This is a genomic window from Citrobacter sp. L55 (assembly GCF_002850715.1).
In the GTDB taxonomy this organism is placed as follows: domain Bacteria; phylum Pseudomonadota; class Gammaproteobacteria; order Enterobacterales; family Enterobacteriaceae; genus Citrobacter; species Citrobacter braakii.
Genome location: NZ_KZ559399.1, coordinates 808,389 through 827,868 on the forward strand (window position 1 = coordinate 808,389; position 19,480 = coordinate 827,868).

Sequence of the window (19,480 nt, forward strand, 5' to 3'; positions counted from 1 at the left end):
AGTCTGCCGGTCAGAGGTGTAACCTTATGAAACATCGGAAAAAGATGAAAAACAGAAGTGATAGCGATCACAAATTTTAATTTTTCAGCGCTATGCTATGCTTTTATACGACGAGTGAATCGTTAATTTAAAAACATAAGTGAGGGAAATTATGGGCATTATTTCATGGGTGGTTTTCGGTCTTATTGCTGGGATTTTGGCAAAATGGATTATGCCGGGTAAAGATGGCGGCGGATTCTTTATGACCATTATCTTAGGGGTTGTCGGTGCGGTAGTGGGTGGCTGGATCAGCACTTTCTTTGGTTTTGGTAAAGTCGATGGTTTCAACTTCGGCAGTTTCGCCGTGGCGGTGATCGGTGCGATTGTGGTGTTGTTTATCTACAGAAAAATCAAAAGCTAAGTAAACATATAGACAATAGAGGCCACTAATATGTGGCCTTTTTCTTAGGTCACCACCAGCCGAATTCTGTTCCCAGAACGACGATGATAGCCACGCCAATCATAATAAGCGTTGTTTTTTTCATCGTTATGCTCCCGGCGCAGCGTAGCCGCCAATAAAAAACCAGGATAAGAAAACGACAGCGGAAATGAAAATGATGACGGGGAAAATAATACCGAGTCGCATACGATTATCTGCCAGAGTTATTTAAAGACGGGTTAGCATAGCAGGGCTTAATGTACGACAAAAGTGGTTTTATCCTGACGCTTTTTATCCTTGTACATTGCGCTGTCTGCGAGGTGGAGCGCGCAGTTTACATCAGTCTCCAACGGATTAATTTCCACCACGCCCAGACTGGCGCCAGGATAAAATAGATGAATGTCACCCAGGTGGTAGTCACCGCAAATTTGCTGTTGTAGCTGATTTTTCACCTGCTGCAGGCGGTCCCGCGGATCCCTGTCATCTTCCGGTGACAGGCTCACGACTAAAAATTCGTCACCACCCAGTCGGCCAAGGATATCATTGTCACCGCATTCGCGAAGCAGACGCTGACCAATCTGGATCAGAAACTGGTCGCCAACCTCGTGGCCAAAGCGGTCATTGATCAATTTGAAATCATCCAAATCAATATAGGCAAAAATAATCTTCTGCCTGAGATGTCGGGCAAGGGAAAAAAGAGTCTCAACATTTTCAAAAATGGCGCGCCGATTCGGTAATCCGGTCAGGGCATCGGTGTAAGAGTGCGCAATCAGCGCGGCATTCGCTTCGCGTAACTGAGCAACCAGCGACTCTTTTTGAATTGACTGGGCGATCAGGCCCGCAAACAGATGTAACACCTGTTCGCCACGTTGGCTTAATGCGTGCTGGTGGCGACTGGTGGCACAGAGCGTACCGTAAAACGTTCCGTCGGGAAGATGAACCGGCGTGCTCAGGAAAGTGGTTATCTCCAGCGCGCGGGCGGCGGTACAATCCGGCCAGCGAGCGGGAACGTTGTCGCTGTACAGACAGTTTTCGTCTATGGCGCGTTTGCATAGCGTCTCATCCCAGGGTACGGACAGCCCTTCAGGGATCTGCATCTGCTTGCTATTGCGCGCATACAAAATATGCTGCAGGCGGGCATCTAAATCGACCTTGGTTAAATAGGTGGATTCCATCTCAGTCACCACTTCCAGCATCTCCAGAAGTTGCCGAACCAGGCTCTCAACTGACTGCTCCGTGGCTAAGGATTGTGAGACTCTGGCAAGGATCATGTCCGACATGAGGTGTAAATGCTCCTGAGTAATGACTGGGCTAACGTGGCCCGCATGATAGAACATCAAGATGAAAGATGAAACACGCCATCCCGCTCAAAATTTAAACATTAAATTGAAAGCTGGCAGTAAAACATGGAGATAGATGGAAAGTCGGGGTAACCTGCCGGGATAAGGTTTTTAACAGGAGTCGATATGAAACTGGCGTCTATTATTTTGCCCGGCTTGTTGGTGTTAGCGGGATGTACCACTCAGCCCGAAGCCCCCAAACCGCCGAAGATTGGTCTGGCGAATCCGGCATCGGTATATTGTGAACAAAAGGGCGGCTCGCTGATTGCGGTGCAGACCACGCAAGGCGTAAGGTCGGACTGCAAATTACCGGGCGGGGAAGTGATTGATGAATGGGCGCTCTGGCGCAGAGATCATCCGACAACGGGCAAATGAAATCCGGTTAGCATTGACGTATCCATTCCGCCAGCACCAGCGCGTGGTTTTGCTGGGTGTTTTTCGCCGCATACAGTAGCGTTAAGGTTTGCTGTCGGGCAATCTCTGCGAGACGCTTTCCTTCCTGCTGCTGTAGGGCGAGTTCAGCGCGATATTGCTCGGAAAAGTGTGTGAAATCAATCAATTCTGCGTGGAACGCCTTGCGTAAATCAGATGACGGCGTAAGCGCTTTATTCCATTCGTTAAAAATAAGGTCGGTCTTTTTTACCCCGCGAGGCCACAACCTGTCGACCAGTACGCGATAACCATCATTTTTTTCTGCTGGGTCATATACGCGTTTACATTGAATTTTCATCTTTTCATCCGCTCCATTAATCCACTGCTTTGATATATTTCGACACCTTTATTACGGTTAAATAAGATCGTAAAAGGTGACAATTGTAACATTCTGCCCGTCCTGACTCCCAATTTAAGGGATTGTGATACCAACAAAAAATCGGTAGGCTGAGGCTCCTTATATTGTCCCTCATTGTCTGGACATAAGGAAAGCTTAATGGAAATTTCCCCGTTTAAAGATACGCTTCGCATTGCGCTGGTGGGTGATTACAGCCCTGATATTGTGGCGCATCAGGCCATTCCTCTTGCTATCGATGATGCCGCTGCCGTCCTGGAATTAGTGGCTGATTATGACTGGCTAACCACCTCTGATATTAGCAGCAGTGAAGATCTGATTGGCTATGATGCTATTTGGGTCGTTCCTGGCAGTCCATATCGGCACCTGGAAGGCGCACTGATCGCGATCCGCTACGCGCGTGAAAACAGCATCCCATTCCTCGGGACCTGTGGCGGTTTTCAACATGCGATTCTGGAGTATGCCCGCAACGTGCTGGGCTGGAGTGATGCTGCCCATGCGGAAACGGATACCACGGGGCGGATGGTCATCGCACCGTTGACCTGCTCGCTGGTAGAAAAAACGGATGATATTGAACTGAGGGCCAATACGCTGATTGCCAAAGCCTACGGACGGGGTGTTATCTCCGAGGGGTATCACTGTAACTATGGCGTATCGGAAGATTTTGCCGCCGAGCTTGAGAGCGGTGATCTTCGTGTGACTGGCTGGGATGAGGCGGGTGATATCCGTGCCATTGAGCTGGTGACGCATCCTTTTTTTGTCGGCACACTCTTTCAGCATGAACGTGGAGCGCTGGCGGGAAAACCCGTGCTGTTAGTTCAGGCAATGCTGCGCGCTGCGCGAGGATAAAAAAACGGGCAGGTTGTACCCAAACCTGCCCGCTGCATTATGCGCTTGCGATCTCCCGATTACGCCCTGCGCACAGACCAAACACCGCCATCAGTATCGCTAACACGGCAACCCCAGCTAATGGAATCAGCCAGCTACCATTGAGGTCGTGAATCTTACCCATCAGCGGTGGCCCACAGGCGGCCAGTAAATACCCGACGGACTGTGCCATGCCGGACAGGGCCGCGGCCTGATGCGCTGAGCTTGCGCGCAGGCCAATAAAGGTCAAACCAAGGATCATCGTGGCGCCTGAGCCAAAGCCAAACAGTATGGTCCACAGCAAAGCCTGCCCGGGCATTACCGCGAATCCCGCTGCGCCGACGGCGCACATTAACGAAACCAGTGCGGCGATGGCGCGCTGATCCTTAAATCTGTTCAGGACGAGAGGGATCAATAACCCCGGCGCGGCGGTTGCCAGTTGCAGTAAACCATGCAACGAACCGGCCTGCGCTTCGCTGTAGCCGTGGCTGATTAAAATGGCGGGTAGCCAGCCAATGATCACGTAGTAGATAAGTGAATTGATCCCGAGATACAGCGTCACCTGCCAGGCGAGGCTCGAGCGCCAGATCGCGCGGGAATGCAAAGCGCGCGAGTTGCTCAAACTGGCATTGGCCGTCTGGCGACATTGGGGTAACCAGATAATCAGCGCCAGCAGCGGAAAGACCATCAGTACCATCAGCGCACCGCGCCAGCCAAACCCGTTCAGCGCCAGCGGAACCACAATAGCTGAACCCAGTGCCGCCGCTGCGCCCATAGTCAGCGAGTATGCGCCAGTGAGTTTTGCCACATGCTGAGCAAAATCACGCTTAATCAGCCCAGGTAACAGCACATTTCCCAGCGCGATTCCGCAACCAATGATAGCGGTACCGTTAAACAGGAAACCTGGCGTGGGCAGCGAACGTATCGCAATACCTACGCAAATCAGTAGCATTGCGGCAAACAGGCTGCGTTCGATACCCCAACGGCGTGCAACGGCGGCGGCCAGAGGCGATACCAGTGCGAAGGCCAGCAGCGGCAGGGTGGTCAGAAGTCCCGTCTGGGCGGTACTCAGGCCGTAGTCGGTGCGAATTGCATCCAGCAACGGGGCGGCTCCGGTAAAGGTGACGCGCAGCGTGGTGGCAATCATCAGGATCCCCGCGATCAGCCAGGCTGCGTTTTTGCCGCGGGAGGAAGGCATATTTGTCATTTTTTTCTCATATCGTCAGGCGAGGCGATACTTTAGCGTTTTTACTCAATGGATGAATCAAGCTAAAATGACAGTTTATCGCTAAAAACGGACATTTTTATGTTAGGACTGAGGCTGGATGGGTATGAGCCCGACCTTTACCACGATGCGGCGGTGGCGTTTTGTATACAGGCCCGGGAAGATGAACTCTTCAGTCCGCTGCATCAGCACCGTAAGGGGCAGTTGATTCTGGCCTTGCATGGCGCGATCACCTGTGAGGTTGAAAATGCTATGTGGATGGTGCCTCCACAATATGCGGTATGGATCCCCGGTGAAATTCCACACAGCAACCACGTTACCGTTGGGGCGCAACTGTGCTTTTTGTTTATTGAGCCGCAGGCAGTAGTGATGCCTGAACGCTGCTGCACCCTGAAAATCGCCCCGTTATGTCGGGAGCTCATTCTGGCGCTGGCGTCCAAAACGGATGATCAACGGCTGGAGCTGTCTACCCAGCGGCTGACGCAAGTGTTATTTGATGAACTCCCGCAGCAGCCGCAGGAGCAAATGCAGTTGCCGGTTTCCGATCACCCGAAAATCCGCAGAATGGTCGCGACGATGGCGCGGGAGCCCGCGCAGTGGCAGACGCTGGGACAGTGGGCCAGCGTATTTGCGATGAGTGAGCGGAACCTCGCCCGTCTGGTCGTTAAAGAAACGGGGTTGAGTTTTCGCCGCTGGCGTCACCAGCTTCAATTGATTCTGGCGCTGCAGGCGCTGATAGATGGTCATAACGTGCAACAGGTTGCACACATGCTCGGTTACGATTCGACCACGGCATTTATCACCATGTTCAAAAAAGGCCTGGGACAGACGCCAGGCCGTTATCTGGCTGGACTGGCTACTGCTTCCCAACAATCAATGACACCAGACCTGCCGCAATGAGCGGTCCCACCGGCACACCGCGAAATAGCGCCACGCCCAGTACCGTACCCACCAGTAAACCGGCCACAAGCTGAGGCTGGCTACCCATGAGCGTGACACCGCGCCCGCCAAGCCAGGAGACGAATACCCCGATGGCAATAGCGACCAGTGATTTCCAGTTCACAAAGGAGTGGATGAGCGTGGAGGGGGGGAGCGTTCCGCTGGCGATCGGCGCCATGACGCCAATGGTTAGAATTATAATCCCGACGGTCAGCCCCTGTTTTTCGATCCATGGAAAGAAAGTATTCAGAGGGGTAACACGAACAATGATCAGCACCAGAATTGAAACAGCGACAGTGGTGTTGTGGCTGACAAAGCCCAGAGCTGCCAGTCCGAGCAGGATCAGCAGAGTGACATCAAACATCGTAGTTTCCTTGCCAAAAGAAAAAATAAGCCTGCTTACTGTACGCGTAAACGCGTGATGGAACAGGCTTTTTTTAATGATTATGATTTTTTTTGGGCTAATGCACGATGCTACGTTTTTACACCTGACTCGGGCGGCTATTGTACGCGGCGGAACGGGAGTAATTCCGGTTGCGCGATACGTAGGTAATCTGCGGTATCCATGATCACGGATTTTTCCAGCACTCCGGCATTGAACGCAATTTCATTAAAACGCTCAAACAATAGCGGATCGGCGACCAGCTTAAGTTTTGGATGGAAGCTAAACGGTGGGATAGCGCCAAATACGCAACCTGTCAGTGCATCGACTTCCGCCGGGCTGGCAAGTGATGCTCTTAACCCGCCGATATGACTGGCTAACAGGCTCAGGTCGGCCTGCTGGTCGGCAGAAAGAATCGCCAGGACATGCTGATTAACGCCGTTGCCTTTGACCTTACAAACCAGTGCTTTTGCTCCCTGGCCCAGTGCGGTACCGCGAATTTCAGAAACCGCTTCACATTTGCCGACCGCTTCATGGCTTACCACGCGATACGTCGCGCCTTGTTCTGACAACAGCGAAATTAAACGCTGATGCGTTGCGTTACCTTTGTTCACTTCCGTCATGACTTACTCCTGGTACAACAATGAAAATCCTGTCAGAAAAATGATTACGCATCCGCGCGTTTTTTCTGTTTGTTCAGGTAGAGCTGTGCATCGGATGCTTTGTAGGCATCATCAATGGTGTCGTTTGGCTGCATATTATAAATCCCTGCGGAGAAGCTGATTGCTCTATCTTGCGCAATAATTTGTAAGTTATAGCGAATCCTCTCCAGCAGACGAGGCGTTAATTCAGCGGGGTAATCGATGAGGATAATGCAAAACTCATCCCCACCGAGGCGTATGGCATAGTCGTTTTTGCGAATCGAGGTTTGAATGGCTCTAGCCAGAATGGTGATAATTCGATCGCCTTCCTTATGCCCCAGCGTATCATTAATGACTTTTAGTTTATCGCAATCAATGGCGATAAAGGTCACGAGGGTGCCCGCGTTTACCAACTGCTGTAAACGCTGTTCGAGCGTCGGCGTTAAAATTTTGCGGTTGTAGAGCCCGGTCATTGCGTCACTGATATTTTCACGCGTGACGTTGTGATACAGCCGAAAATGCGTTCTGACCATATTCAGCAACAGTATTGTCGCCAGCAGATAAAAGGCGAATACTTTCCAGGAGGAGACAATAAAGTACATAAAATCAAGCGATAAGGTGATGCGTATACCGCCGGGCATGTCCTCCTGGTAGTGAACATAGCTAAACAGGTTGTTCTCACTTTGGTGAACGAGTATCTCTTTACCTGAGTTGATGTCCGAAAGCGTCACGTTAAGATAGCGCCAGACGAGAGGGCGGTCGCTGGTATAGAAAATATTCTTTAAATTCTCTTTGTTAATATCCACCATCACCACGCCTTTTAACTTACCGGCATAGTAGACCGGTGTTAAAAAGCTCATCACTTTTTTCTCGGTCAGGTTATCTTCATAAATACGGGAGATTACCGTGCGGCCAGTGAAAATACCGTCAATATCATTCTGGTTGATACCCAGGTTTCCTTTTTGCAAAAACGACCAGTTGTGTATCGCAAATTTCCGCGAGTCGACCAGATCAAAGAAATAGACGTAGTTATTTTTGAGATCGACGTAATATCGAAATTTATACTCCTGCATACCTAAACCATGACCGTAATCTTTCTGCTCACGATTAACGTTTACCGCCCGGTCAAAAGAGGGCAGTAGAAATATGTCTTCAAGTTTCTCGCTACATTTTGTGGTGGGGGTTTGCAACGTACCGTGTAATGGTAGGTAGTTATGCTGGGTGAGGTTGAGCCCATGAGTGCCGTTAACGCTGTCGAAAGCGTTGCAAAGTGCTTTTTGTTGCTCGATAGAAGCGGGTACCTGGGGGGATGAAAATGTGCGCATCAGATGGGCTGCAATACTTTGATTAGTATACTTATCATAGAGAAACGATGAGTCGGCTTTCTCATTGATATAGCGCATGTACGCATTCATTGCTTTATCGCTGGCAATGAGCTCATAAACCAAAAAAGAAAATGTCAAAACAACTACGCTGACGGAGATAAAGAGCCTGAGCGCTTTATGATGCAATTGCATAATGATGTACAGCCCTGTAAGTCTGATACTTCAGTCTATCACACGGCATTCATCCGCTCTAACGCTACTGGGAAGGGCATTTTGTAATAAAAATCATTCGCGTGCTTCACCTTTAACTCTTATTGTTGTATTTATAATGCAACTTATAAGAAAGGAGACAAGCAGATGAGCGCGACTGATAAAGCGGGCCATACGTTCTTAGCCAGCCTGGGCAAAACCCGTCTGCGTCCGGGGGGCGTTGAAGCAACAGAGTGGTTGTTCAGCCAGTCACAGCTGACGCCCGACAGCCAGGTGCTGGAAGTGGCGTGTAACATGGCCACGACGGCGATAGAGTTAGTTCAACGTTTTGGTTGTACGGTATACGCCATTGATATGGATAAAACCGCACTGGCAAACGCCAGAAATAACGTGGCGGCAAATGGTCTGGAAAATCACATTCACGTTATGGCAGCTAACGCTAACACCCTTCCATTTGCGGATAACAGTTTCGACGTTGTGATCAACGAAGCCATGCTGACAATGTATGCCGATAAAGCGAAGGCGAAGTTAATTGCCGAGTATTATCGCGTATTGAAGCCCGGCGGGCGTCTGTTAACTCACGACATTATGTTCACCGCACAAAAACTGGTCGCGGGCGAGCAGGGCCAGCTTGTAGAGGTAGTGAAATCAAACGTTAGCCCGATGACCAGACAAGGCTGGCGAGATTTATTTCTGAACGGTGGGTTTGCACAGGTCTTGCAGCAGAATGGCGATATGTCGCTGATGTCGCCGCGAGGATTAATTCGTGATGAAGGGCTGACTGGGGCGGTTAAAATTGTGTTTAACGGCTTACGCACACACGAAAATCGTCGCCGGTTCCTGAAAATGTTTCGCTTCTTCCGTTCGCAACGTCACCAGCTAAACTACATTGCCTGCTGCTCCGTAAAGGGAAAATAAAAAGGATAAACGGATGAATATTGATAAAATGAAAAATCAGCATGTTGAAATTCTGGAGAAAATATCATTTCTACGTACGTTGAGCCATGCAGGCGTATCATCCAATGCCCAGGAAATTGCAACTGCGATCGTTAGCATGAGTGCCATTATAAAAACACATTTGTTTGCTGAAGATCAGTTCCTTTATCCACATATTGAGCAGGATGGAAATAGTACGCTCAGACAGGTTAGCTCAAAATTTCAACGTGAAATGACGGATATCGTCAGCGAATATGAAGTTTTTTCCCGGCGCTGGAATATTGCCAGTAAATTAAAAGGTAATGATGAGGCATTCAGACGTGATGCCAACAATGTTCTACGCAAAGTGTATGAGCGTATGCAAAAAGAAAATAAAGACTTCTATCCGCTGGTGGAAAGGATGTAGGGTGTTTTAAAACACAATGATAAAAGGATGGCGAAGTGTCAGAAAAACACTGGTCGAGAATGGAGTACCTTCATCAGACAGTGACCAACCCTAATATAGTTATTAAGGGTACGCATAGCTATTACAGTGACTGCTGGGATCAAGGATTCGAACGTTCGGTGGTGCGGTATTTACTCGGTGATGAGATCAGCCGGGACTGGGAACCGCTTGGGCATTTGGATAAGTTGATTATTGGGAATTTCGTCTGCATTGGCGCTGAGAGCGTTATTCTGATGGGGGGAAATAGTACGCACCGGCTTGACTGGATCAGTCTTTATCCCTTTATGGCGTCGATCAAAGATGCCTACGAGTTTCGGGGTGACACGGTGTTGCATGATGGTTGCTGGTTAGGCATGCGCGCCATGATCATGCCAGGCGTTACGCTCGGGGAAGGCGCTGTTGTCGCAGCAGGTGCTGTGGTGACTAAAGATGTGCCACCGTATGCGGTAGTCGGCGGTAATCCGGCAAAAATAATAAAATATCGCCTGCCGGTGGGGGATATTGAACGAATACTAGCCCTTAATTTGTATCAACTTCCGGAAGAGTCGCTCGTGAAAATGCAACCGCTGTTGTCTTCTGGCGATATTTCCGCGCTCGAAGTGGAAGTGGCTAGCCTGAGACAAAATGCTAAATGACATAACATGTGGTCGAAACGCGAGGTCATAAAAATCAACCAGAGGAGATAACCTCTGGCTGATTTATGTATGTGGTTAGCTATTGCTGGTTGTACTTTGCTTATGAAACAGTTCGCGAAAGACCGGATAAATGTCATCCTGGTCGCGGATATGCTGCATCGCAAAGTTTTCAAACGTTGATTGCAGATGTTCGTATTCACGCCACAAGGTCTGGTGCGCGCGGCGGGTGATTTCGATATAGCTATAATATCGCACCATCGGCAGCAGTTTTTTCGCCAGAATCTCATGACACAACGGGGAATCATCCGCCCAGTTATCACCGTCCGAGGCCTGTGCGGCATAGATGTTCCACTGGGCCGGGTCGTAACGGTCTTTTACCACTTCATCCATTAACTTCAGCGCGCTGGAGACAATGGTTCCCCCGGTTTCCTGAGAGTGAAGAACTCGTGCTCATCCACCTCTTTCGCCTGGGTATGGTGGCGAATATAAACCACTTCCACGTTTTTGTAGGTCCGACTCAAGAACAGATACAGCAAGATATAAAAACGCTTGGCCATATCTTTGGTCGACTGATCCATTGAACCGGAGACGTCCATCAGGCAGAACATCACTGCCTGGCTGGAAGGATCGGGCCGTTTTTCATAATTCTTGTAGCGTAAATCAAAGGTGTCGATAAATGGCACGCGTTCGATTTTTGCCCGTAGTTCGGCAATCTCTTTGCGTAACCGTTCCTCTTCCAGCAACTGCGCTGGTTCACTTTTTGCGATGGTTTCCAGATCCGCTTCGAGCGCATGCAATTCGCGACGCTTACCTGCCGTCATCGCTGTGCGGCGCGCCAGTGAGTTTTGCAGGGAGCGCACCACGCTGATGTTGGCAGGCACGCCGTTAGAGGTGAAACCTGCCCGGTGCGTTTTGTACTCCGTTAACTGACGCTGCTGATTCTGCTTCAGGTTAGGAAGTGCTAAATCTTCGAACAACAGATCGAGATATTCATCTTTAGAGATCTGGAAGACGAACTCATCCTGACCCTCGCCATCCTGGCTGGCCTGGCCTTGTCCGCTTCCTGAACCACCGCCGCCGCCCTGCGGGCGTTCAATGCGGTCGTTCTGCACAAAATGGTCGTTACCCGGATGCACGCGATGGCGCAAGCCGCCACGCCCCTGATGGAACATCGGTTCGCTAATATCATCAGTCGGAATAGAGACAGATTCGCCGCTATCCACATCAGTCACCGAACGCTTGTTAATGGCCTCGGAGATCGACTGTTTAATTTGCGATTTATAACGGCGTAAGAAGCGCTGGCGGTTTACCGTGCTCTTGTTTTTGCCGTTAAGACGCCGGTCAATAAACCAGGTCATAAGCCCCCCGTACTGCATTTGCCAACTTTATGCTACATCAGTAACGCCGGATGCGCTGAGCATATCCGGCCTACGGATGTGTATTGTAGGCCCGGCAAGCGTACGCGCCTCCGGGCACTTATTTTAAGACGATTTACGTACGCGCAAATACCATTCGCACAGTAAACGTACCTGCTTACGCGTGTAGCCTTTTTCCATCATCCGGTCGACAAAATCGTCGTGTTTTTTCTGCTCGTCAGTTGAGGTTTTGGCGTTGAACGAAATGACCGGCAGCAACTCCTCGGTATTGGAGAACATTTTCTTCTCAATGACCGTGCGCAGTTTTTCGTAACTGGTCCAGTTTGGATTGCGACCGCTGTTATTCGCTCTGGCACGCAGAACAAAGTTGACGATCTCGTTACGGAAATCTTTGGGGTTACTGATACCCGCCGGTTTCTCAATTTTCTCCAGTTCTGAGTTCAACGACTCGCGGTCAAACAGCTGACCGGTATCCGGGTCGCGATACTCCTGATCCTGAATCCAGAAATCCGCATAAGTGACATAACGGTCAAAAATGTTTTGTCCATATTCGGAATAGGATTCGAGATAAGCCGTCTGGATCTCTTTGCCAATGAACTCAGCATATTTCGGGATCAGATAGCCTTTCAGGAACTCAAGGTAACGTTCTGCCAGCTCCTGCGGGAACTGTTCGCGCTCGATTTGCTGCTCCAGTACGTAGAACAGATGCACCGGGTTAGCTGCCACTTCGGCGTGGTCAAAGTTAAAGACGCGTGAGAGGATCTTAAACGCGAAGCGCGTGGAAAGACCGTTCATTCCCTCATCGACCCCGGCGTAATCCCGATATTCTTGATAGGACTTCGCTTTTGGATCGGTATCTTTCAGGCTTTCCCCATCGTAAACGCGCATCTTCGAGTAAATGCTCGAGTTCTCAGGCTCTTTCAGGCGAGAAAGAATGGTAAAGCGAGAGAGCGTTTCCAGCGTGCCCGGTGCGCAAGGCGCATGGGTCAGCTCACTGTGGTTAAGCAGTTTTTCGTAAATTTTGATCTCTTCGGAGATCCGCAGGCAATAAGGCACTTTGACGATGTAAACACGGTCAAGGAACGCCTCATTGTTTTTATTATTACGGAACGTCACCCATTCGGACTCGTTCGAGTGGGCAAGAATAATTCCGTTAAACGGCAGGGCAGAGATACCTTCTGTCCCGTTGTAGTTTCCTTCCTGGGTTGCGGTCAGCAGAGGATGCAGCACTTTAATTGGTGCTTTAAACATCTCAACGAACTCCATAATCCCCTGGTTTGAGCGGCACAGTGCGCCCGAATAACCGTAGGCATCAGGATCGTTCTGGGCGTGGTGTTCGAGTTTACGAATATCCACTTTCCCGACCAGCGCAGAGATATCCTGGTTGTTTTCATCACCAGGCTCCGTTTTGGCAATAGCGATCTGCTCCAGAATAGACGGCCAGACTTTGACAACGCGGAATTTTGTAATGTCCCCGCCAAAATCATGCAGACGTTTTGCAGCCCAGGGCGACATGATCGTACCGAGATAACGACGTGGGATCCCATACTCTTTTTCCAGGATCTGGGCGTCTTCCTGCGGGTTAAACAGGCATAACGGATGATCGTTTACCGGGCTACGCTCGCCGTTGGCGCTCAGGACATAAATCGGTACTCGCTGCATCAGCGACTTCAGCCGCTCAGCAAGAGATGATTTCCCCCCTCCCACAGGCCCCAGCAGATACAGAATCTGCTTCTTCTCTTCCAGACCCTGAGCCGCATGCTTCAAATAAGAAACAATCTGCTCAATGGCCTCTTCCATGCCATAAAACTCTTCAAAAGCAGGGTATCGTGCAATCACCCGATTCGAAAAGAGTCGAGAAAGACGAGGTTCGTGGGCAGTGTCGACCATGACAGGCTCACCAATAGCCATTAATAGCCGCTCTGCCGCATTGGCATAAGCGCTGCGATCTTGCCGACAAGTGGTAAGAAACTCCTGCAGCGTGAACTCTTCGTCCTTGGCAGCTTCATAACGCTGGCGATAGTGATCGAATATATTCATGGTATGCCGTCCTTTCGTTTTTTTAGCACATGTTAAGAGCCGTTCATATGAATAGTAGAGGCCCCTGAAGAGGTAAACTGAACGACGTCGCTGCTGAAGAAATAAGCAACTCTCATGCCATTGTGGTGGTCAGGAGATCAACGTATTCGGTGATACACCTTCTAAAATTAAGCGTAGATGGCATTTGCAAAACTTGCCTGTGTGCGCAAATGAATTTCAATGGCATATCAATAACTCATCAGCAAAAAAAGCATATCTTTTGTAAATCTATGGGGCAAGATTCATGCGGTGTTCACTGTCCTGCAAGCAAAATGTCATCACTCGCTGAGAAATTAGGGGGTTACATTCTGGGGCGAATCCGTAAAATAGTTGGGCTGAAGCGTATTGACGGTTAAACTTTGACCGCTACACATTTAAATAAGGAATTATTGACTGTGACCAAACTCAAACTTCTGGCACTTAGCGTGCTTATTGCCACTTCCGCTAACGTCGCACAGGCAGAGAGCAACCTGACGCTGGGCGCAGGCGTTGGTGTGGTTGAGCACCCTTACAAAGATTACGATAGTGACGTTTACCCGGTCCCGGTTGTGACTTATGAAAGCGATAACTTCTGGTTCCGTGGTCTGGGCGGTGGTTACTACCTGTGGAATGACGATACCGATAAGCTGTCGGTGATGGCCTATTGGTCGCCAATGTACTTCAAACCGGGTGACAGCGACGACAACCGTCTGCGTAGTCTGGATAAACGTAAGAGCACCATGATGGCTGGCCTTTCTTACATTCACAACACGCAATACGGTTTCCTGCGTACCAGCCTTGCAGGCGATACGCTGGATAACAGCAATGGTATTGTATGGGATCTGGCGTGGTTATACCGCTATACCAATGGCGGTTTGACGTTGACTCCGGGGATTGGTGTCGAGTGGAACAGTGAAAACCAGAATGAATACTATTATGGTGTTTCACGCCATGAATCTGCCCGTAGCGGCTTGCGTAGCTACGATCCTGAAAGCTCCTGGAACCCGTATCTGGAGCTCAGCGCAAACTATAACTTCCTGGGCAACTGGAGCGTATACGGTACTGCGCGTTATACCCGCCTGTCTGATGAAGTGACAGACAGCCCGATGGTGGACAAATCCTGGACGGGTCTGATTTCAACGGGTGTTACCTACAAGTTCTGATACCACTGTGTGTCAAACACTCGCCCGCAGAGATGCGGGCTTTTTTGTGCATATCAGAGATGAATATTGATCCAAAACATGTGATTTGATTTTTTGTGCTGTTTTGGCATTACATCGGCCGCAACAAATAGTTAACGTATTTTTCCTGCCGCAATTACCAAAATTAAACCTGTTGTTTGATGAGACTGAAATCTATTCGTTTGTGAATGGAAGAGTATCTGTACAGTTTCACGAATTATTGTTCTGGGAGAGTGATTTCTGGTTTCGCAATATATTGATAATATTCTATTTTATAATCACGGTATAATTTTATCGTGAAACTCTCGCCACTAAAAATAGCAAGATAACTATTTTATTATTTTTGTGAGACGATGAAAGTTAACTTTCATTTGAAAAAATAAAATCATTAAGTTAATTTTTATTTTACATCTTTTAGGTATTTATCTGAAAAAATTAAAATTGACATTAAATAAGCGATTGCAGATATTACTCCAACTTAATAAGTAAAGACAGTAACGCTGCATGGCTCAGATATTAAATGTCATGTGGTTTTCTTGCGAATAAACCTGGTAGAGATAATGAAAAAGTTAATCATGATAGCAGTGATGGGTGGGATTCTGACGGGATGTTCCACCGAGGCTTCACGCATGAGTGCTTGCGAAAGCAAGGGCGTGAGCCGCGATGCCTGCTATATCGCTGAGCAAAACCGTCAGGCGACAATCAATGCCGTAGCTGAAAAACAAGCTATGGAGAACGCGCAAAACGTATATAACTCAAATGATACTAATTCCAGTCATCACCACAAACACAATAATTATTAAGGTGTAACTTATGAAGAAATTAATAATTATCGCTGCACTGGTCGCAACATCTGCGGCTGCACCAGCCTATGCCATCAGCGAGGCTTACCGTCAGCAGTTACAGCATGAACATAAAACGATGGTCAGCGATGCTAATGCTCCGCTGCAAGCCAGTAAAATCACACCCGTGCATGTGAATAAACTGGGCGTAGACTTTAAACGTGGCGCTGATGGTATTGCTTATATTAATGGCAAAGCTGCGGCAAATGATGAGAACAATGCAGACGCTCAGTCTTATAGCGCGGGCTTGATTTCCGTCATTGTCTATAAAAACGGAAAAATTAACGCGATGAAAGAGGGGAAATATTTAGGTCGCTTAAAATAACCGCAGTGCAGTTAAGATTTTCTGTCATTCGGCCCGGGAGCATTGTTTGTTGCCGGGTTTTTTATTGCCGTTGCCATAGCGGTCAACTTCCAATCTTAGAGGGTGCAATTTGTGCACCCTAACAGGACACATGCCAGTTGTTTTGCTTTACTGTGGTGCATTAACACAGGAGGGTGCGATGACAGCGAAACAGGTGATGTTTACAAAGCAGGTATCGCTGCCTGCTATTGGGCAGGGAACATGGTACATGGGCGAGGATCCTGGCCGACGTCGGGAAGAGGTTTCAGCGCTGCGGGCTGGTCTGGATCTCGGTCTGCGGCTGATCGATACCGCCGAAATGTATGCAGATGGTGCAGCGGAAGAGGTAGTGGGTGAAGCATTAACCGGGCGTCGTGATAGCGCTTTTTTAGTCTCGAAAGTATACCCCTGGAATGCCGGTGGTCAGAAAGCCATTGCCGCCTGTGAAGCGAGCCTGCGTCGACTAAAAACCGATTATCTGGATCTCTATTTGCTCCACTGGACGGGCAGTATTTCATTTGCTGAGACCGTTGATGCCATGGAAGCACTCATTGCGCAGGGGAAAATCCGCCGCTGGGGCGTCTCTAATCTCGATTACGATGACATGCAGGCGTTATGGCAAGTCACGGGTGGGCGGGAATGTGCCACTAACCAGGTGCTTTATCATTTAGCATCGCGCGGTATTGAATATGATTTACTGCCGTGGTGCCAGCAGCAGCAGATGCCGGTCATGGCTTACAGTCCGCTGGCTCAGGCGGGGCGATTGCGCGGTGACTTGCTTTCTCATTCTGTGGTGAACGACATCGCGCACGCGCACAATGTTAGTGCTGCGCAGATTTTGCTGGCATGGGTGATCCGTCTGCCGGGCGTGATGGCGATTCCAAAAGCGGCAAGCGTAGCGCATGTCGAACAAAATGCCGCCGCGCTGGAGATAACGCTCTCTGTTGATGAGCTGAAGCAGTTAGATAAGGCATATCCAGCGCCAAAGGGTAAAACGGCGCTGGATATGGCCTGATTTGCCGAATGGCGATGCTCACGCTTCTTATCCGGCCAACGCAATGTTTGGTAGGCCGGATAAGGCGCAAGTTCCGTCAGGCTACAGACACAATTTTAGCGTTTAGCAACGCGGATAGTTTGTGCCAGGCGTGATGGTTTTTCTTCGCGGGTTTTCTGCGGCGCGGTCGCGTAAGCCGTCTCTACGCAAACAAACGTTTTATAGCCGTCATCCGGCATGTCGCCCATGCTAACGGACAGCGCCGGACCCGGGTTCCAGCCCACGACATTCAGATGGTGGTGATGGACGACGTCGATATTGCGGTTGAGCGCATCATCATGGATAACGCTGCACGCTTGCGGATTCAGATAGACACGATCGGTGCGGTCCGGGAAGGTCTGGATACCATCAGCCAGCACATCTTCTTTAGCATCATTCACTTTGTCGATCAGGCGATCGCCAAGTCCACTGACTTTTACTGCCGCAATGTCACCGACGTTGAAATAGGTATGCAGCGCAGAGGTGGTTTCAAATTCACCGTGGGCTTCCAGTTCCATTTCACAGGTGGCACCTACTTTGAAACGGGCCAGCAGGCAGAACTCGTGCGGCCATAGCTGACGCGTTTCAGCGTTGCTTTGCAATTCAAACGTCAGCACCACGCCATTGTCGTCTTCATTGTGCGCTTTCAGCGTCCATGGCAGGTTGCGGGCAAAACCATGAGAAGGCAGGCCCTGCTGAGCAGCCGGACCAAACCACGGCCAGCAAATTGGTACGCCGCCACGCAGCGCTACGCCGGTTTTAAACGGGGTATTGTTACTCAGCCACAGGACTTCCTCTTCGCCGTTGGGTTTCCAGGAAAGAAGATGTGCGCCCTGCAGTGCGAAAGATGCTTTAACCTGTGGATGATCGACCACAAGAATCTCAAGTTCATCAAGCTGGCGGCGGGAGATGACCGGGGTAATTTGTTCGATTACCGGAAGTGCAAAAATTTTATTAATCATTATGCAATCCTTTTTTTTACCCTAAATAATTCGAGTTGCAGGACGGCGGCAAGTGAACGATCCCGATGAGCTTACAGAAGTAAGTGATTCGGGTGAGAGAGCATTGCCAACACACCGGTAACTTGAAGTATGACGGGTATCTTCAGGCAAAAAAAAGAGCGACCTGAGTCGCTCTTACAGATTACTGTTTCATCTCAACTTATTTGGAGATGTGAGCAATCAGGTCCAGAACTTTGTTGGAGTAGCCGGTTTCGTTGTCGTACCAGGATACCAGTTTCACGAAGTTGTCGTTCAGTGCGATACCAGCTTTAGCATCGAACACGGAAGTGCAAACTTCACCGTTGAAATCGGTAGATACTACGTCGTCTTCGGTGTAACCCAGAACGCCTTTCATCGGGCCTTCGGAAGCAGCTTTGATTGCTTTCTTAATTTCTTCGTAAGAAGCAGCTTTTTCCAGACGAACGGTCAGGTCAACAACAGATACGTTCGGGGTAGGAACGCGGAACGCCATACCAGTCAGTTTGCCGTTCAGTTCTGGCAGTACTTTACCTACAGCTTTAGCAGCACCGGTAGAGGACGGGATGATGTTCTGGGATGCGCCGCGGCCGCCGCGCCAGTCTTTGTGAGACGGGCCATCAACGGTTTTCTGAGTAGCGGTGGTCGCGTGAACAGTAGTCATCAGACCTTCGATGATGCCGAAGTTGTCGTTGATAACTTTAGCCAGCGGAGCCAGGCAGTTAGTGGTGCAGGAAGCGTTAGAAACGATGTCCTGACCTTCGTATTTGTCAAAGTTAGCGCCTTTAACAAACATCGGAGTGTTATCTTTGGACGGACCAGTCAGAACCACTTTTTTCGCGCCAGCAGTGATGTGCTTACGAGCGGTTTCATCTGTCAGGAACAGGCCAGTAGCTTCAGCTACTACGTCAACACCAACTTCGTCCCATTTCAGGTTAGCCGGATCACGTTCAGCGGTAACACGGATTTTTTTACCGTTTACGATCAGATGACCGTCTTTCACTTCAACGGTACCGTTGAAACGGCCGTGAGTGGAGTCATATTTCAGCATGTAAGCCATGTAGTCAGCGTCTAACAGGTCGTTGATTGCAACGATCTCGATGTCAGAGCGTTCTTGAGCAGCACGGAAAACAATGCGACCGATACGGCCAAAACCGTTGATACCTACTTTGATAGTCATATATTCCACCAGCTATTTGTTAGTGAATAAAAGGTTGCCTGTAAAATTACAAAAACCTTACGCAGCGTCAAGCGGAATCGTGTCAATCATTGCGACAAATCAATCTGCTGCTTAAGCTTTGCGCAACTGACTCGCCTCACTCTTCCTTTGGGCTTGAAACCACATGGGGTCGGCGGCCCGAATTTTAAAGGGCAATCAAGATAAAAACGTGATTGTGATCACGAATTGCAGGCTGCCATTTCGCACGGATCAAGTTTAGAACAAAAGTTCGCACTCTGGTGTTAATGTTTTGTTAGAATCTGTCTCGCGATGTGAGTTTAGATAAAGCGAGATGTGAGCA

General features: G+C 49.3%; 21 protein-coding genes and 2 pseudogenes. 11 read left to right on the forward strand and 12 right to left on the reverse strand.

What is annotated here, in order from left to right; translation table 11 throughout:
* Positions 1 to 151 precede the first annotated feature (151 nt).
* Positions 152 to 400, forward strand: coding sequence for a GlsB/YeaQ/YmgE family stress response membrane protein (locus B9P82_RS04100; protein ID WP_016152796.1), 249 nt, complete (start codon positions 152 to 154; stop codon positions 398 to 400).
* Between the two features lie 49 nt (positions 401 to 449).
* Here B9P82_RS04100 and yoaJ read toward each other — a convergent pair whose 3' ends face one another.
* The 3 genes from yoaJ to B9P82_RS04115 are packed head-to-tail and all read right to left on the reverse strand — an operon-like array spanning position 450 to position 1,698.
* Positions 450 to 524, reverse strand: a complete 75-nt coding sequence (gene yoaJ / locus B9P82_RS04105) for a protein YoaJ (protein ID WP_101700011.1) — start codon at positions 522 to 524, stop codon at positions 450 to 452.
* Between the two features lie 2 nt (positions 525 to 526).
* Positions 527 to 625: a YoaK family small membrane protein gene (locus B9P82_RS04110; RefSeq protein ID WP_032941789.1), complete on the reverse strand. Its 99-nt coding sequence runs from the start codon at positions 623 to 625 to the stop codon at positions 527 to 529.
* 47 nt (positions 626 to 672) lie between these two features.
* Positions 673 to 1,698 (reverse strand): sensor domain-containing diguanylate cyclase, encoded by a 1,026-nt coding sequence (locus B9P82_RS04115; RefSeq protein ID WP_046275922.1) that lies wholly within the window; start codon positions 1,696 to 1,698, stop codon positions 673 to 675.
* A 186-nt stretch (positions 1,699 to 1,884) separates the two neighbouring features.
* On the opposite strand from B9P82_RS04115, the gene B9P82_RS04120 reads away from it, so the two are divergent.
* Positions 1,885 to 2,133 carry a putative hemolysin gene (locus B9P82_RS04120; protein ID WP_046275923.1) on the forward strand — a complete coding sequence of 83 codons (249 nt, stop codon included), beginning with the start codon at positions 1,885 to 1,887 and terminating at the stop codon, positions 2,131 to 2,133.
* Positions 2,134 to 2,140: 7 nt separating this feature from the next.
* On the opposite strand, the gene B9P82_RS04125 is transcribed toward B9P82_RS04120, so the two are convergent.
* Entirely contained in the window at positions 2,141 to 2,488 is a 348-nt protein-coding gene (locus tag B9P82_RS04125) for a DUF488 domain-containing protein (RefSeq protein ID WP_016152799.1), read from the reverse strand.
* A 198-nt stretch (positions 2,489 to 2,686) separates the two neighbouring features.
* On the opposite strand from B9P82_RS04125, the gene B9P82_RS04130 reads away from it, so the two are divergent.
* On the forward strand, positions 2,687 to 3,394 hold the full coding sequence (locus tag B9P82_RS04130) for a CTP synthase C-terminal region-related (seleno)protein (RefSeq protein ID WP_046275924.1): 708 nt from the start codon (positions 2,687 to 2,689) through the stop codon (positions 3,392 to 3,394).
* Between the two features lie 37 nt (positions 3,395 to 3,431).
* On the opposite strand, the gene B9P82_RS04135 is transcribed toward B9P82_RS04130, so the two are convergent.
* Positions 3,432 to 4,619, reverse strand: coding sequence for a CynX/NimT family MFS transporter (locus B9P82_RS04135; protein ID WP_101699985.1), 1,188 nt, complete (start codon positions 4,617 to 4,619; stop codon positions 3,432 to 3,434).
* A 99-nt stretch (positions 4,620 to 4,718) separates the two neighbouring features.
* Here B9P82_RS04135 and B9P82_RS04140 point away from each other — a divergent pair.
* Positions 4,719 to 5,517, forward strand: a pseudogene (locus B9P82_RS04140) (helix-turn-helix transcriptional regulator).
* On the opposite strand, the gene B9P82_RS04145 reads toward B9P82_RS04140, so the two are convergent.
* The 3 genes from B9P82_RS04145 to dgcJ form a co-directional block, all read right to left on the reverse strand.
* Complete coding sequence (locus B9P82_RS04145) at positions 5,494 to 5,940, reverse strand: DUF441 domain-containing protein (protein ID WP_016152803.1); 447 nt, start codon at positions 5,938 to 5,940, stop codon at positions 5,494 to 5,496. The pseudogene B9P82_RS04140 and the gene B9P82_RS04145 overlap by 24 nt on opposite strands.
* Before the next feature lie 137 nt (positions 5,941 to 6,077).
* A complete protein-coding gene (locus tag B9P82_RS04150) occupies positions 6,078 to 6,581 on the reverse strand; it encodes a YbaK/prolyl-tRNA synthetase associated domain-containing protein (protein WP_046275927.1) in 504 nt (167 codons plus the stop codon).
* A gap of 44 nt (positions 6,582 to 6,625) precedes the next feature.
* A complete protein-coding gene (dgcJ, locus tag B9P82_RS04155) occupies positions 6,626 to 8,116 on the reverse strand; it encodes a diguanylate cyclase DgcJ (protein ID WP_016156302.1) in 1,491 nt (496 codons plus the stop codon).
* A 165-nt stretch (positions 8,117 to 8,281) separates the two neighbouring features.
* Between dgcJ and B9P82_RS04160 the strand changes: the two genes are divergently transcribed.
* From B9P82_RS04160 to B9P82_RS04170, 3 genes are read left to right on the forward strand one after another with little or no spacing between them, the layout of a single operon-like run.
* Positions 8,282 to 9,052 (forward strand): class I SAM-dependent methyltransferase, encoded by a 771-nt coding sequence (locus B9P82_RS04160; RefSeq protein WP_046275393.1) that lies wholly within the window; start codon positions 8,282 to 8,284, stop codon positions 9,050 to 9,052.
* A gap of 13 nt (positions 9,053 to 9,065) precedes the next feature.
* Positions 9,066 to 9,476: a hemerythrin domain-containing protein gene (locus B9P82_RS04165; RefSeq protein WP_016156304.1), complete on the forward strand. Its 411-nt coding sequence runs from the start codon at positions 9,066 to 9,068 to the stop codon at positions 9,474 to 9,476.
* 35 nt (positions 9,477 to 9,511) lie between these two features.
* A complete protein-coding gene (locus tag B9P82_RS04170; RefSeq protein WP_170973730.1) occupies positions 9,512 to 10,150 on the forward strand; it encodes a CatB-related O-acetyltransferase in 639 nt (212 codons plus the stop codon).
* Between the two features lie 75 nt (positions 10,151 to 10,225).
* On the opposite strand, the pseudogene B9P82_RS04175 reads toward B9P82_RS04170, so the two are convergent.
* Positions 10,226 to 11,526, reverse strand: a pseudogene (locus tag B9P82_RS04175) (YeaH/YhbH family protein).
* Positions 11,527 to 11,631: 105 nt separating this feature from the next.
* Positions 11,632 to 13,566 (reverse strand): protein kinase YeaG, encoded by a 1,935-nt coding sequence (yeaG, locus tag B9P82_RS04180; RefSeq protein ID WP_016152810.1) that lies wholly within the window; start codon positions 13,564 to 13,566, stop codon positions 11,632 to 11,634.
* Between the two features lie 434 nt (positions 13,567 to 14,000).
* Between yeaG and B9P82_RS04185 the strand changes: the two genes are divergently transcribed.
* The 4 genes from B9P82_RS04185 (at position 14,001) to B9P82_RS04200 (ending at position 16,965) form a co-directional block, all read left to right on the forward strand.
* Positions 14,001 to 14,747, forward strand: a complete 747-nt coding sequence (locus B9P82_RS04185) for a MipA/OmpV family protein (RefSeq protein WP_016152811.1) — start codon at positions 14,001 to 14,003, stop codon at positions 14,745 to 14,747.
* A 578-nt stretch (positions 14,748 to 15,325) separates the two neighbouring features.
* Entirely contained in the window at positions 15,326 to 15,568 is a 243-nt protein-coding gene (locus B9P82_RS04190; protein ID WP_019076610.1) for a hypothetical protein, read from the forward strand.
* 10 nt (positions 15,569 to 15,578) lie between these two features.
* The gene (locus B9P82_RS04195) at positions 15,579 to 15,932 is read left to right on the forward strand and encodes a hypothetical protein (RefSeq protein WP_101699987.1); all 354 of its coding nucleotides are present in this window, start codon (positions 15,579 to 15,581) and stop codon (positions 15,930 to 15,932) included.
* Between the two features lie 178 nt (positions 15,933 to 16,110).
* Positions 16,111 to 16,965: an aldo/keto reductase gene (locus tag B9P82_RS04200; RefSeq protein WP_101699988.1), complete on the forward strand. Its 855-nt coding sequence runs from the start codon at positions 16,111 to 16,113 to the stop codon at positions 16,963 to 16,965.
* Between the two features lie 95 nt (positions 16,966 to 17,060).
* Here the strand turns inward: B9P82_RS04200 and B9P82_RS04205 are convergent, their stop codons facing one another.
* Together B9P82_RS04205 and gapA are read right to left on the reverse strand one after the other, a co-directional pair.
* Complete coding sequence (locus B9P82_RS04205; protein ID WP_101699989.1) at positions 17,061 to 17,945, reverse strand: D-hexose-6-phosphate mutarotase; 885 nt, start codon at positions 17,943 to 17,945, stop codon at positions 17,061 to 17,063.
* Between the two features lie 199 nt (positions 17,946 to 18,144).
* A complete protein-coding gene (gene gapA / locus B9P82_RS04210) occupies positions 18,145 to 19,140 on the reverse strand; it encodes a glyceraldehyde-3-phosphate dehydrogenase (protein WP_003030697.1) in 996 nt (331 codons plus the stop codon).
* Positions 19,141 to 19,480 lie beyond the last annotated feature (340 nt).

Bases quoted from the DNA above. Each gene is read 5' to 3' on its own strand.
- B9P82_RS04145 (WP_016152803.1), bottom strand. From the start codon at position 5,940: ATGTTTGATGTCACTCTGCTGATCCTGCTCGGACTGGCAGCTCTGGGC.
- B9P82_RS04200 (WP_101699988.1), top strand. From the start codon at position 16,111: ATGACAGCGAAACAGGTGATGTTTACAAAGCAGGTATCGCTGCCTGCT.
- B9P82_RS04150 (WP_046275927.1), bottom strand. From the start codon at position 6,581: ATGACGGAAGTGAACAAAGGTAACGCAACGCATCAGCGTTTAATTTCG.
- B9P82_RS04110 (WP_032941789.1), bottom strand. From the start codon at position 625: ATGCGACTCGGTATTATTTTCCCCGTCATCATTTTCATTTCCGCTGTC.
- B9P82_RS04120 (WP_046275923.1), top strand. From the start codon at position 1,885: ATGAAACTGGCGTCTATTATTTTGCCCGGCTTGTTGGTGTTAGCGGGA.
- gapA (WP_003030697.1), bottom strand. From the start codon at position 19,140: ATGACTATCAAAGTAGGTATCAACGGTTTTGGCCGTATCGGTCGCATT.
- B9P82_RS04135 (WP_101699985.1), bottom strand. From the start codon at position 4,619: ATGACAAATATGCCTTCCTCCCGCGGCAAAAACGCAGCCTGGCTGATC.
- B9P82_RS04205 (WP_101699989.1), bottom strand. From the start codon at position 17,945: ATGATTAATAAAATTTTTGCACTTCCGGTAATCGAACAAATTACCCCG.
- B9P82_RS04100 (WP_016152796.1), top strand. From the start codon at position 152: ATGGGCATTATTTCATGGGTGGTTTTCGGTCTTATTGCTGGGATTTTG.
- B9P82_RS04130 (WP_046275924.1), top strand. From the start codon at position 2,687: ATGGAAATTTCCCCGTTTAAAGATACGCTTCGCATTGCGCTGGTGGGT.
- B9P82_RS04160 (WP_046275393.1), top strand. From the start codon at position 8,282: ATGAGCGCGACTGATAAAGCGGGCCATACGTTCTTAGCCAGCCTGGGC.
- dgcJ (WP_016156302.1), bottom strand. From the start codon at position 8,116: ATGCAATTGCATCATAAAGCGCTCAGGCTCTTTATCTCCGTCAGCGTA.
- B9P82_RS04165 (WP_016156304.1), top strand. From the start codon at position 9,066: ATGAATATTGATAAAATGAAAAATCAGCATGTTGAAATTCTGGAGAAA.
- B9P82_RS04195 (WP_101699987.1), top strand. From the start codon at position 15,579: ATGAAGAAATTAATAATTATCGCTGCACTGGTCGCAACATCTGCGGCT.
- B9P82_RS04125 (WP_016152799.1), bottom strand. From the start codon at position 2,488: ATGAAAATTCAATGTAAACGCGTATATGACCCAGCAGAAAAAAATGAT.
- yeaG (WP_016152810.1), bottom strand. From the start codon at position 13,566: ATGAATATATTCGATCACTATCGCCAGCGTTATGAAGCTGCCAAGGAC.
- B9P82_RS04190 (WP_019076610.1), top strand. From the start codon at position 15,326: ATGAAAAAGTTAATCATGATAGCAGTGATGGGTGGGATTCTGACGGGA.
- B9P82_RS04115 (WP_046275922.1), bottom strand. From the start codon at position 1,698: ATGTCGGACATGATCCTTGCCAGAGTCTCACAATCCTTAGCCACGGAG.